The following is a 13,856-nucleotide window of genomic DNA, read 5'->3' on the forward strand; positions in this document are numbered from 1 at the left end:
AAATTAGGATCAACTTATATTTATGATTCTAAGATAGATTTTTAAAAATTTAATGAGGTGTATTATGGATAAGATACAAGGATTAACCTCTCAAAAAGGAAAGTCTTCACACCGATTGGCTGGTATTTCTAGTATGGTTGGTACAACTATTGAATGGTACGATTTTTTTATCTATGGAGCTGCTGCAGCACTTATATTTAACAAGTTATTTTTTCCAAATCTTGATCCATTAACAGGAGTATTAGCTGCATTTGCAACTTATGCAGTTGGTTTTATTGGTCGACCACTTGGAGGCATTGTTTTTGGTCATTTTGGTGACAAAATTGGTCGTAAATCAATGCTATTACTCACCTTAGTGATGATGGGTATACCAACAGTGCTAATTGGATTATTACCTACCTATGAACACATTGGTTACTGGGCTACAGTCTGTCTCGTTATACTTCGTTTTGTGCAAGGGATGGCAATGGGCGGTGAATGGGGGGGAGCTGTACTCATGGCTGTTGAGCATGCGCCTGAAGGTAGAAAAGGTTTTTGGGGAAGTCTTCCTCAGGCTAGTTCCGGGGGCGGTTTAATGCTTGCATCTCTAGCTTTAGGTGCAGTTTCACTTTTACCAGAAGAAGCACTATTTAGCTGGGGATGGAGACTCCCCTTCTTGGCAAGTATTCTATTATTAGCAGTTGGCTGGTATATACGTACCAAAGTGCCAGAGTCTCCTGATTTCGAAAAAGTTAAAGGCCAAGCTAAAGAAATTAAAGTCCCTGCACTACAAGTATTTAAGAAACATCCACGTCAGTTGATAACAATCATTATTGCCCGTGCTGCAGAGAATGCATGGTTTTATATCGCGTCAACATTTGCACTTGCATATACAACGACGCAATTGGGTATCCCTCGTTCTGACATTTTATTTGCAACTATTTGTGGTGCATTCTTTATTATGATCATGACACCATTGTGTGGCTATTTATCTGATAAAGTTGGTCAGCGCAATATGTTTATGTTTGGTTTGTTCTTACTTGCACTATATTGTTATCCATTCTTTATTATGCTTAATACCAAGGACCCTGTATTAGTTTGGACTGCAATAGTACTGGCAATTGGTTTTGTATTCCCAATCATGTATGCACCACAATCACAACTTTTCGCAAGAGAATTCCCTCCTGAAATTCGTTATAGCGGTATTTCAATTTCAGTACAGTTTGCAGGTGTCCTCGGAGGAGGTATCGCACCGTTAATTGCGACTAAACTACTAAGTATTGGTAATGGCAGTCCTAATCTCATTACTTTCTATATAGGTGGTATGGCTGTTGTTGCAATTTTCTGTACCTTCTTTATGAAGCGCGATGTAAAGATATTATCGAGTGAGAAACTTATACTCAAAAAAATTAGTAACACTTACATTAAATAACTTTTGATAAGAAACTCTCTAAATCAGCAACATTCAAAACCAGGTATTGATATGAATATTTCCTTTATTGGCCTCGGAAATATGGGACTTCCTATGGCTAAAAACTTGATAGAAGCTCAGTTTACAGTGACAGGTTCTGATCTAACTCAAGAAGCTTTAGTAAAACTTAAGAACTATGGAGGAAAAGTTTCTGAGAACTTACAGCAAAGTGCGCAAAATGCTGATGTGGTAGTAACGATGCTTCCAAACTCTGAAAGCATAAAAAGTTTGTTTTTCGGTTCAGACGGTCTCTTAGGAATTTTACCCCCTAAGACACTCATAATTGATTGTTCTTCAATTGCTGCATCAGTCAGTCGTGAGATTGCTATTGCTGCAGAGTTTAAAGGTATAGATATTGTTGATGCACCTGTTTCAGGTGGTATTTTAGCAGCTAAAGCTGGAACATTAACCTTCATGGTCGGAGGTAGTGAGCAACAGTTTGAAAAAGCAAAACCTATCCTAGAAAAAATGGGAAAGAAAATTTTCCATGCAGGCAACCACGGCGCAGGGCAAATTGCTAAAGCTTGTAACAACATGCTTTTAGCAATCAATATGATCGGCACAAGTGAAGCTTTGAACGTAGCAATCCAACATGGGTTAGACCCAAAAATCATTTCAGATATTATCCAAAATAGTACTGGGGGAAATTGGTGTGTTGAAAAATACAATCCGGTCCCAAATGTTTTGGAAAATGTTCCATCTTCTAATAACTACGTTGCAGGGTTTATGACCGACTTAATGCTCAAAGATCTAGGGCTTTCTATTGCTGCTGCCTCTGAAGTAAATGCCACAGTTTTGATGGGCGAACTTGCAAAAAACATTTATAGCTCTCATAGCCAAAATGGGAATGGTAAAACGGATTTTAGTAGCATTTTTAATTTTATTTCACAAACCTCATAAGGGAAATGAACATGACAAACATTATCGGACACTATATTGCTGGACAACACATTTCAGCTTCTGGAAGTTCTGGCCCTGTTTTTAACCCATCTACAGGTGAAGAGATTGCCCGTTGTGCATATGCAGATAACGATATAGTAGATCAAGCAGTAACGGCTGCTACATCTAATAATGCTAAGAAGTGGGCAAAAGCCTCACATGCTGCAAGATTACAAGTTTTATTTAAACTTCGCGAATTAATGATCGCTAAGACTGATGAACTTGCAGAAATTATAGGGCGTGAACACGGTAAAACTATTCCTGATGCAAAAGGTGAAATTGGTCGAGCAATTGAAGGTATCGAATTTGCTTGTAATGCACCTCTAGTTACTAAAGGTGAATATTCTAGAAATGTTGCAGGTGAAATTGATGTATTTTCACTTCGTGTTCCTGTAGGCGTTGTTGGATGCATTACCCCTTTCAATTTTCCGATCATGATTCCTGCAGTCATGATGGCTATGGCTGTATCAGTTGGTAATAGTATTGTATGGAAACCCTCAGAAAAAGTGCCGTCAGCAGCATTATTCTTTGCAGACTTATGGAAAGAAGCTGGGCTTCCTGATGATGTATTTAATGTAGTCCAAGGAAATAAAGTTGCAGTAGATGCAATTTTGGAACATCCATCTATTGCTGCAATTAGTTTTGTTGGTTCAACTCCAATTGGTGAGTATGTATACCAAAAAGGGACAGCTCATAATAAACGTGTTGCCTCATTCACTGGAGGTAAAAATCATATGGTTGTTATGCCTGATGCTGATTTGGAAGCAGCTGCAAATGCTTTTGTATCTGCAGGTTTCGGTTCTGCTAGTCAACGTTGTATGGCTGTCTCACTTCTCGTACCAGTTGGTGCAGAAACTGCTAACAGTTTACGCGCATTAATTCTTGAAAAAACAAAAGCGTTAAAAGTTGGTGCTTACAATGATCCAACTGCTGATTTTGGTGCAGTAATTTCGGCACAATCTCAGCAATCTATTTTGAAAGTAATTGATGATTGTATTGCAGATGGAGCAGAATTAGTCTTGGATGGCCGAGGTTTTGAACATCCTGATTATAAAAATGGATATTACATTGGCCCAACACTATTTGATCATATTTCTACTGATATGGATTTTTACAAAAAAGAGGTATTTGGGCCAGCACGAGGTATTCTACGAGTCAATACATTAGATGAAGCTATTGCAGTAACTAATAGCCATGAATTTGGTAATGGTTCCGTGATTTTTACACGCGATGGTAAAACTGCAAATCGTTTTTTTATGGAAGTTGAGTCTGGAATGATTGGTGTAAACGTTCCAGTACCATTACCTGTTAGTTATTTTAACTTTGGTGGATTACGTCGTTCTAAATTTGGTGAGTCACACTTATATGGCCCTGATGCAGCACGTTTTTATACAAAGCTGAAAACCATATCACAAAAATGGCCAGAAGCTAATGAAATTGATAAGGAAATTTCCTTAGCCTTTAAAATCACATAATTAGCTTTGTTTTTTATTGATCATTGTCACCTCATTTATACACCTATAATTGAGGCGACAAGCCTTATTTTTATCAAAAGGTTGATAATTGTAAAATATAAATTTTACATTAATCAATATTTTCAAAATTTGAGTTGTAAATACATCTCAAAAGTTGAAAGTTTATTCGGGATTTTATATTTAGGTTTAATCAACTAAATAAAGACCGTTTTAAAAAATACACCGAAACTTTTGATACGGGTTATCTTTCATTGAAATTGTGCAACATGTCATTAAAATGAGATAGCTAAATTTCTAGAATTTATTCACTTTCTGATTAATAAAGATTGTGAATTATTGAGTTTATTATGGAAACTTTTATCAACCTTATTCTTCAGGCTGGTCATAGTGCCGTGGAAGTCGTACTTTATACGTTACTGCCTATTATGGTAGTGATGATGATTTTGGTACGAATATTAGAGGTTACAAATCTTCTAGATCGTTTTATAACTTTCACCCAACCATATATCAAACCTTTTGGACTCAATGGTCTTGGGGTGCTAGCAATGTTTCAAATTAGTTTTATCAGTTTTGTTGCTCCGTTACCCACCTTAGCTCTCATGCAAGATAGAGGTGTTTCTGATCGTAATCTTGCTGCCACCTTCGCTGCTGTATTAGCTATGGCACCAGCAAATGCGCTATTTCCATTAACGATTTATGGTCTTAATTTGACGTCTGTTTTAATTATTTCTATTATTGGTGGACTAGTCGCTAGTTCGACTACTTATTGGTTTTTTGGTAGAAAATTATCAAATACTGGAATTCAAATATCTCATTATGAAAAAGAAATTCAAAAACATTCTAGTCTCCTAAAAATAATCAATGCCAGTGGGGCTGAGGCAATTCGAATTGTAATAAATATCATTCCAATGTTATTAATTTCATTACTAGTAGTCTTAATTCTTCAAAACTCTGGTGCTATAAACTATTTAGAGATTCTTATTACTCCTGTATTAGAATTTTTTGGTATCAATCCACAGATTATTCTTCTAACTTTAACTAAATATCTTGCAGGAAGTACCGCTCTAGTCGGATTAATACATGATTTGTCGAAAGAAACTACAAATATTGATGCCTTCCTAAATACAAGTAGCGCAGGTTTCTTGTTACATCCTTTTGATGTAGCAGGATTAGCAATTTTGTTATCTGCTGGCCCTCGAATGAGCAAGGTCTTAATACCTGCCATATTTGGTGCAATCGCTGGAATTACCATTCGAGCTATACTTGGATTATTTTTCTAGAAAATAAATAAACTATATAGAGTCCCATAGGACTCTATGGTTAAATTTTCAACTATCCATTCAATAAATTCTTGTGTACGAATTGGTATGAATATAGTAGAAGGGCGAACAAAAATTCCTCCTGATGTGTCAAATGAACATTCAGGTAATAATTGGAACTAATGACTGATGTTTAAAGTATTTTACCATGAACCAGCACCAAGTATCCCCACTCCTTGCCTAGCCGCATTTAATAACGAAAGGCTATTACTGGATAACAAAAGGTCTATAAATAATTATCGACCCAGTATCTTCAACCATTAATTATTATTCATTCAGGAACTGAACTAAAAGCTGAAAACATAAGTCAATAATATTCTGCTAAATCATTAGGATTTAATGGTATTCCTAACTTATTTAATTATTGGTGAGATGTACCGAATACTCGATAGTGATAGCTGAATTGTCATTAAGCACCGCAATATGAGTGGCTACATCGATTCATAACTTACTAGATCAATATAGTGATCGCTATAATGCACTTCTACACTTAGGTTTAGATATTTAGACATAACTCTGAAATAAGGAGTGATTACCAAGGCCCTCCCCAGGGAACCTAGAAAGGCAAGCGTAAAATACTCTTGAACTTTACATACATCTACAATAACCTCAAAAACGTAACTCTTTCAATTAGACGAACGCCCAACCTTGTTTTAAGCGCAGCAACCATTTTCATGATAACTGCTTGATATAGTTATAACCCCTCCTAAAAACTTAACGTTTTTCATGTACAATTGCCAATAAAGTGACTAGCTCATTAATTCTACTTCTATCTAAATCAATCATTAGCTATTCGAAATTATGTTTAACTTCTCATTATTCTATCAATAAAAAATATGTAATCTGTACCCAATTGATTAACTAAAATGCACCGAAATTCTATACTCTTAGCTTTACTTAAAAGTACTTGTATAAGCTCATGCTTTATATTCTCATACTCCTAAACTCAGATTGAACTCTTGGTTTGATGGACTCAAGGTCCATTTTATTAAGTACTCAACGCTGTAAATATCCATGGAAAGAAAATCATCTAAATCTCTACTTCAAAACACAGCTAGAGTACGGGTATTTTGCTTAATACAATCTATATAACTTATTGATCACCACTAATCAATTGAGCAAGCTTATGAGCTTTTTCTATGATTTCTACGCGACACTCAGGAGATTCGGAATCACCTAACACTTGGAAAGACTCAACAGATGCCCCAACATAATTAAACATCCCCTCACCAATGGTCTTCTTTATTGCTGCCTCATAACCCCGCTGCATATAAGTCTCAGATTTAGAGGCCCCAATACAAAATACGTGAACCTTTAAACCTTTTAATTTCTTAAGCGTTCCGTTCTCAAGTGTCCATTCATATGCCCAGCCATTGGTGAATACACGATCCACCCACCCCTTGAGCATAGCAGGCATCCCCCACCAGTGAACTGGAAAAACTAAAACTAAACATTGAGCAGCATCAATACGCTTTTGCAAGGTAATAACATCAGAAGGTAAATTAGCTTGCTGACGCGCAGCGGCCATATCTTGTTCAGAGAACAATGGATTAAAACCCTCTGCATAAAGGTCCAAAAAATCTATCGTATTTTTTTCATTCGAATTAGATAAAGAGTCGATGATCGTACCCGCGAGACTATGAGTCAGTGAATCAGGGTTAGGATGTGTTACAACAAGTAGCGTATGCATTATGATTTCCTTTTAAGGATTGTGATTAACTTTTGATAACTTCGCAACAAGCCTCATAACAAACTTAAAGAAGATTGGAACGAATAGCACCCCTAGAATAGTAGCAGTAATCATTCCACCAAAAACCCCTGTACCGAGTGAACGTTGGCTTGCACCGCCGGCCCCTGTGGCTACCAACAAAGGAACCACGCCTAGAATAAAGGCCATTGAGGTCATTATAATTGGGCGGAAGCGTAATCTAGCAGCTTCAGTAGCAGCCTCATCTAAGGTTATGCCATCCGTTAACATTGTCTTAGCAAACTCTATAATCAAAATAGCATTCTTCGCAGATAGACCTATGATGGTTACTAAGCCCACCTTGAAATACACGTCATTCGCTATCGTAGTTGAGCTGGGAATCAAGTTCACAAGCATTATTGCTAGGACCGAACCCAGAGCACCGATTGGCACGATCAACATGACTGATAATGGAATCGACCAGCTCTCATACAATGCGACTAGGAGCAGAAAAACGGCTAAAATAGATAGCGATAACAAAATTGGTACTTGGGACCCAGCCTGGATTTGCTGGTAAGAAAGACCAGTCCACTCATAACCTATACCACGTGGCAACTGACTTACTAACATCTCAATCTCGGTCATTGCCTCGCCACTAGTATAGCCCTGAGCAGCATCACCATTGATAGAGAAGGCCAAGTAGCCATTGTAGCGAGTCACCTGTGACGGACCACTCTGCCATCCAACACTAGCGAAAGAACTCAAAGGCACCAGTTCGCCGTCTTCATTTGCTACATTGAGCTCTAGAATTTCTTTAGGATTAGTTCTGCGGGCACCTTGGGACTGAACCACCACTCTTTGCAATCGTCCATTATTGATGTAGTCACCTACCACTTCCGAGCCAAATGCTGTGGCTACCGTATTACGGATACTATCGAATCGCACCCCCATTGCCTCAGCTTTAGATCTATCAATGGTAACAACTAGCTGTGGTGCATCCGGTAAACCCTCAACCATCGCATATGCAATCTTCGGAGAATTTGCAGCTTTCTCAAGCAGCTCATCCTTGGCTTTGCTCAGAGCTTCATAACCTATTCCGCCACGATCTTGAAGTCGAAGGGCGAATCCACCCGCATTACCCAGACCCTCAATGGGTGGTGGATTAATGCCAAGAACACGGCCCGTTTTGTTTAAAGCGAACGCATTGTTCAGTAAATCAGTCTCTTTATCTACGGACTGATCTGAGCTGCGTTCAGACCAATGTTTGAAAGAAGGAAAGATCGTTGCAGTATTCTCTCCAGTACCCGAGTAGCTCCAGCCCACCAGACTGATGACTTCGTCAATTGCATCACGCCCAGCTAAATACTGTTCGACCTCTGCTGTTAACTTTTCGGAACGAGTATAAGTTGCACCTGGTGGTAGCAGTATATCCACAAGGTTATAGCCTTGATCTTCCTGAGGCACAAATGCCTCTGGGACTCGACCATAGGTTACGAATAGGAGGACAATGAGTGCTGCGTAAACTAACATACCACGACCAGCCCGCTTGATAAGCTTTTGATTAAGCAAGTCAAAGCGTTCTGTTAGGCGAGCTAAGTTTCGATTAAACCATCCAAAAAAGCCTTTTTTTTCATGATGATGACCTTTGGAAATCGGTTTAAGTAGTGTGGCACATAGCGCTGGAGTCAACGTTAAAGCAAGAAAGCCAGAGAAAAGGATAGAAACTGCTAAGGTGAGGGCAAATTGCTTATAAATAATGCCTACTGATCCAGACATGAAGGCTAAAGGCAGAAACACCGCAGCAAGAACCAATGTGATACCGACAATCGCCCCACCTACCTGACTCATGGCTTTGACCGTTGCATCAACAGGCGATAAACCTTCCTCAGCCATGATGCGCTCAACGTTCTCGACGACCACAATAGCATCGTCCACTAATATACCAATTGCCAATACCATGCCGAACATAGTCATCATGTTAATAGAAAAACCAATCACGTACATTACAGCGAATGTACCTAGTAGGCATATTGGCACAACAATAGTAGGTACTAAAGTGTATCTAAAGTTCTGCAGGAATAATAACATCACTAAAAAAACGAGTACCACCGCCTCAACCAAGGTGAGAACCACTTTTTTCATCGCCACTTTTACAAATAGCGAGGTATCATAGGCTAGAACATAGTTGATATGTTCAGGGAATGCTTTGCTAAGCTCTTCCATTTTTGCCTTAATAGCTGCGGAGGTTTCTAGCGAATTTGCTCCTGGAGAGAGCTGTATTGCACCAGTTACTGCTGGCCTACCGCCTATCCGTGACTCATAGGCAAAACTCTGCAGATCAACTTCAGTGCGTGCAATGTCAGATAAATGTACGGTTGAACCGTCGCGATTGGAGCGAACAATAATATCCCCAAATTCTTTTGGATCACGTTTCATCCCCTGAATGAGTAATGAAGCAGTTAATTCTTGACCAACATCGATTGGCCGTGCACCGAAGGCACCGCCAGGAATTTGAACATTCTGATCACGAATGGCTTGATTTACTTGATCAATTGAAATTCCATATCCAACCATTTTCTGTGGATCAAGCCATACTCTCATTGATGGATCTGAACTGTAGAACTGTAGTTTACCCACACCTGGTATTCGGCGAATTTCATTGTTAATGTTTCTGACTGCATAATCCGCTAATTCGACGGTATTTTGAGATAATGCATCATCCTTAAAAGTCAGACCATAAAACATCAGAAAACCGGCATTCGCTTGTTCCACAACTAAGCCAAGCTGACGTACCGAATCGGGTAATCGTGATTCAGCATTTTTCAGACGGTTCTGAACATCAACTTGGGCCAAATCCGGATCTGTGCCAGGCTCGAAAGTAACTGTAATTTCTACCACATTGTTAGAATTATTAGATGAAAAATAAAGTAAGTTCTTAGCGCTAGCCAGTTCTTCCTCGATTACTGTAGTCACAGTGTCAGTGATTGTTTGAGCCGAAGCACCTGGATAGTTAGCCGTAATAAGAATTTGCGGAGGAGCAACATTAGGGAATTGAGCAACTGGTAAATTAGGGATAGCTAATAGACCTGCAAGCAAAATGAAGATCGCTACGACCCAAGCAAACTTCGGCCTATAAATGAAAAATTTCGATATCATATACCCTTGACCTCCGATGTCACAGTAGACTTGCCGACCTTGACAGTCTGACCAATCTCAACATTAAACCCGTCAATAATTACTCTATCGCCAGGAAAAAGTCCTTTGGTTATATGCCAAAGATTACCGTACATCTCACCAGTCTCAATAGATCGCTCCTCCACCTTACTTTCTGCATTCACAATTCGAGCTGTGGCAACACCCTGAGCACCAAAACGTATGGCTCGTTGGGGGATCGCCAAACCTTCATGCAAGATGTCATTATCCATCGAAATTCGGACATACATACCTGGCAACAGCATACCATCTTGGTTGGGGAATTGACCTCGAAGGGTTACCTTGCCACTGCCTGGATCAACTGACACTTCTGAGAACAGTAGATGTCCCTCACGCGTTGTACTTGTGCCTTCGATACGGGCCGTAATACGGTGAGTTGAATGCTCTGCGTTGTTAGAGCTTTTATTAAGTGCTCTTTCGCCACGCAGTTTCATTACATCTGAAATAGACTGAGTAACGTCCGCATAGACAGTATCAATCTGTTGAATGGTAGCCAAAACTGTGGCTTCATCTTTCCCGACCAACTGACCTTCAGTAATCAGCGACCGACCTATGTAACCATCAATAGGCGCACGTACAGTGGCGTAATTAAGATCAAGTTTCGATTGCTTTGCTTCGGCTTTAGCCAAGGCAAGGCCTGCTTTAGCAGAACCTAATGCCGTCTGCGCCCTTAACATGTCCTGTTTACTCACAGCACCAATAGTGACCAAAGAACTGTAACGAACAACAGTAGCCTCCGCATCTATAACCATCACTCGTGCACTTTGAATTGCAGCCTCAGCTCGCTCAAGCGCAACCTCATAAGAAGCTGTTTCAATTTTATACAGCGGTTGGCCAGCACGAACTTTGGATCCCTCCTCAAAGAGACGACGCTTCACTATACCCGATACTCTTGCACGTACTTGGGCGGTTCGAATCGGCTGAATACGACCTGGAAGCTCTTGTGCTTTGACAAGTCGTTGAGGCTGAAGTAGCAGCACATCGATAGTCGGCGTTTTAGTGCTTAAGCTTGCATGATCGTCGCTTAGGGTATCTTTTTCTCCTAGTTCGGTCTTACCACACGCGGCAATGACTGTGACAAGACAGAACATCACAATAATTCTGAAAACGTTCACAAAAAATTCTCGATCTGATACCTTATAATATCAAATGATACTATACAGTCTCAAATTATGATACATCAATATTTTTGATATATTCTTAGATGATTTGAGCTAGGATAGTTTCCTATGAGGCCGAATAATCCTTTAGCTCCCCCACTCGAACTAAGGAGAATTTAACGAATGAATTTGAATGAAGATCAGGTATTTGCAGCGCTTGCGGTAGCACTAGTTCAGCATCCACGAAGCACTTATCAAGAACTTGCTACCAATATTGGAGTAAGCCGTGCAACATTGTTTCGATTCTGTAGCACCCGAGATGAGTTAATTCTTCGTATTTTGCGACATGCCACCAACAGACTGAATGAAAGTTTGGCTCAGGCGCATCTGGAGGAAGGTGCTGTAGAAGATGCAGTCAAGCGATTGATAAACAGCTACCTCATTAATAAGGAATTGGTAGGATTTATTTCCCAATATTGGGATGCACAAGCCGAAAGTGATCCAGACCTTTCAACTGCATGGGCAATGCATCAGAAGCAGATTGATGATTTCTTTTTACGTGGTCAGCAGACAGGCCACTTCCGTGTTGACGTCAGTGCAGAGGCGTTGAACGAAGCATTATGTTGGCTCATAGTCGGTTTGGTCGATGGCGAGCGACGCGGGCGTGTGGCTCGAACAAAGCTTTCATCAACTATTGAGAATCTATTTCTATCAGGAATGTTAGTTAGAAAATAACATTGGTATTGGCTTTAGTGAGTTCAGAAAGCTATTCTCCTGATATTGACTAAACCAGACCAAGCTTTGAATTTTTTCAATGTTACTGAGCCTGCTTTAATAAGTCACTTATTCCATTACCTAAATCTTTATTTGCAGTTGATGTTTGAGTAGATCAGATTTCTCTTGATGTTTCTCAGATTTGTTAAGTGTTTGAATCAGCTGTTCAAAATTTTGATTAGCCTGTTCATTCTCTGAAAGATCAGTTGTAGTCAAGGTGCTATATTTTTATTAAGCTTTGACTACTAAACTGATAGATGTGTGTTTAGCTTCCATTAATGAATACCCACTCTTAATTCAAGATACCTAGCAATCTAATTTCACTATCTTTATAGAGAATTTTTTACTGATTTTTAATATAAAGAAATTGCTTCAATTTATTTAGTGCATTTAAAGAACTGTGTAACTTGTCCGATATCTATTGTAAATCCAAGATAAATAATTGGTGATTTAAGGATGTAAAAATATGTCAACTAAAGTGATTATAGAAAGTAATGGCGGTACTGAAGTTTTGCAGCTGTGTGAAACTGAACTTGGAAAGCCAAAAAAAGATGAAGTGTTAATCGAACATAAAGCAATTGGGGTTAACTATCTTGATATCCAACATCGTGATGGTTCTGTACCTATTAATCTTCCTAGCGGTATGGGGATTGAAGGTGCTGGCATCATTCTTGAAGTAGGATCAGATGTTAAAAATTTCTCCCCTGGGGATCGAATTGCTTATGCTCTTGGAGAATTAGGTAGCTATGCCAGTGAGCGAATTATAAATGCAGACCGTCTACTTAAGTTGCCTGAATGGGTAAGTTATGATGATGCGGCTGCTATTACTCTAAAAGGCCTTACTGCACACTACCTGCTTCACTCTACATATGAAGTAAAATCTGGTACGGTCATTCTAATGTATGGTGTTGCAGGCGCGTTGGGTCAAACAATGGCTATATGGGCAAAACAACTAGGTGCAGTAGTTATTGGAGTAGTCTCAAGTGAGAAAAGTATTCCTATTGCACAACAAGTTGGTTGTGACTTTATCCTTGTATGGGATAAAGATAAATTACCCAATCAAGTTTCAAAAATTACTGAAGGGAAAATGGTTGATGTAGTTTATGATGGTATTGGCAAAATCTCTTTCGATACGTCATTAGCTTGTTTACGTACGAGAGGTACGCTAGTTTCCATCGGTGCAATATCTGGGTTACCTGATCCAATTGACATCAGAGAAATAAATAAGAAATCTCTATATCTAACTCGCCCTAGCCTCGTTGCCTATGCTTCAGATCCAGACGAATATAAAGCGCGTGGCGAAGCAGTATTTGAAGCAGTGCGAAAGAAAGTTTTGAAACCATCTGTTTGGAAAACCTACTTATTGTCCGAAGTACGCGAAGCGCATGAAGCATTACAATCTGGGCGATCAAACGGTGCAATACTACTAAAGCCCTAATTGAATTAATATTTATCATCAGTAACAACAATAAAACTTAATGGTAGGCTCAAACATCTATGGGCATAATAATCTTTCAACAATCTAAGCCCGCGCACGTAAAATATATAGATGAGCATTTTACGTGTGCTGCAATCGAAGTCATTTAATAATTTAACTAGTAGAAGTAACTTGATTCTCCTTTTGAGAAGCACGTTAACTATTGTTTCAAAAATATTACCAATATTTATTTGCCTATAAATCAGTGAAATAATACTAGAACTATAACCACCATGCGAATGTCTTCATAATTTTTGCTGCTGTATCATAAAAATAATAAATCCTATGCTTTACGCATAGGATTTATTTATGCAACTGTACTTAAACAAATAAACATAGAAGTTAAAAAACATACTTTCATACTAGGCATCAGGTGCATTTTTATGCAAAGATAATCACCTGTACAGAGAAAAGTTTCAATA

General features: G+C 39.0%; 9 protein-coding genes and 1 pseudogene. 6 read left to right on the forward strand and 4 right to left on the reverse strand.

Features of this window, described 5'->3' with window-relative positions:
* Positions 1-64 precede the first annotated feature (64 nt).
* The 4 genes from NL42_RS13505 (at position 65) to NL42_RS13520 (ending at position 5,144) form a co-directional block, all read left to right on the forward strand.
* On the forward strand, positions 65-1,411 hold the full coding sequence (locus NL42_RS13505; RefSeq protein ID WP_461313116.1) for an MFS transporter: 1,347 nt from the start codon (positions 65-67) through the stop codon (positions 1,409-1,411).
* A gap of 51 nt (positions 1,412-1,462) precedes the next feature.
* A complete protein-coding gene (mmsB, locus tag NL42_RS13510) occupies positions 1,463-2,350 on the forward strand; it encodes a 3-hydroxyisobutyrate dehydrogenase (protein WP_461313117.1) in 888 nt (295 codons plus the stop codon).
* A gap of 11 nt (positions 2,351-2,361) precedes the next feature.
* Positions 2,362-3,864, forward strand: coding sequence for a CoA-acylating methylmalonate-semialdehyde dehydrogenase (locus tag NL42_RS13515; protein WP_461313118.1), 1,503 nt, complete (start codon positions 2,362-2,364; stop codon positions 3,862-3,864).
* Positions 3,865-4,211: 347 nt separating this feature from the next.
* Positions 4,212-5,144, forward strand: a complete 933-nt coding sequence (locus NL42_RS13520; protein WP_461313119.1) for a nucleoside recognition family protein — start codon at positions 4,212-4,214, stop codon at positions 5,142-5,144.
* A gap of 1,132 nt (positions 5,145-6,276) precedes the next feature.
* Here the strand turns inward: NL42_RS13520 and NL42_RS13525 are convergent.
* Genes NL42_RS13525 through NL42_RS13535 form a run of 3 tightly spaced genes read right to left on the reverse strand, consistent with a single transcriptional unit; the run spans position 6,277 to position 11,198 of the window.
* Positions 6,277-6,873: an NAD(P)H-dependent oxidoreductase gene (locus tag NL42_RS13525; protein ID WP_461313120.1), complete on the reverse strand. Its 597-nt coding sequence runs from the start codon at positions 6,871-6,873 to the stop codon at positions 6,277-6,279.
* 12 nt (positions 6,874-6,885) lie between these two features.
* Positions 6,886-10,026, reverse strand: coding sequence for a multidrug efflux RND transporter permease subunit (locus tag NL42_RS13530; protein ID WP_461313121.1), 3,141 nt, complete (start codon positions 10,024-10,026; stop codon positions 6,886-6,888).
* Entirely contained in the window at positions 10,023-11,198 is a 1,176-nt protein-coding gene (locus NL42_RS13535) for an efflux RND transporter periplasmic adaptor subunit (protein ID WP_461313122.1), read from the reverse strand. The genes NL42_RS13530 and NL42_RS13535 overlap by 4 nt, the downstream gene beginning before the upstream one ends.
* Positions 11,199-11,366: 168 nt before the next feature.
* Between NL42_RS13535 and NL42_RS13540 the strand changes: the two genes are divergently transcribed.
* Positions 11,367-11,918 carry a TetR/AcrR family transcriptional regulator gene (locus NL42_RS13540; protein ID WP_461313123.1) on the forward strand — a complete coding sequence of 184 codons (552 nt, stop codon included), beginning with the start codon at positions 11,367-11,369 and terminating at the stop codon, positions 11,916-11,918.
* A 123-nt stretch (positions 11,919-12,041) separates the two neighbouring features.
* Here NL42_RS13540 and NL42_RS13545 read toward each other — a convergent pair.
* Positions 12,042-12,173, reverse strand: a pseudogene (locus tag NL42_RS13545) (YqaJ viral recombinase family protein); the annotation flags it as partial.
* A 250-nt stretch (positions 12,174-12,423) separates the two neighbouring features.
* Here NL42_RS13545 and NL42_RS13550 point away from each other — a divergent pair.
* Positions 12,424-13,395 (forward strand): quinone oxidoreductase family protein, encoded by a 972-nt coding sequence (locus NL42_RS13550; RefSeq protein WP_461313124.1) that lies wholly within the window; start codon positions 12,424-12,426, stop codon positions 13,393-13,395.
* Positions 13,396-13,856: the final 461 nt, after the last annotated feature.

Source organism: Acinetobacter sp. GN11 (assembly GCF_054823985.1).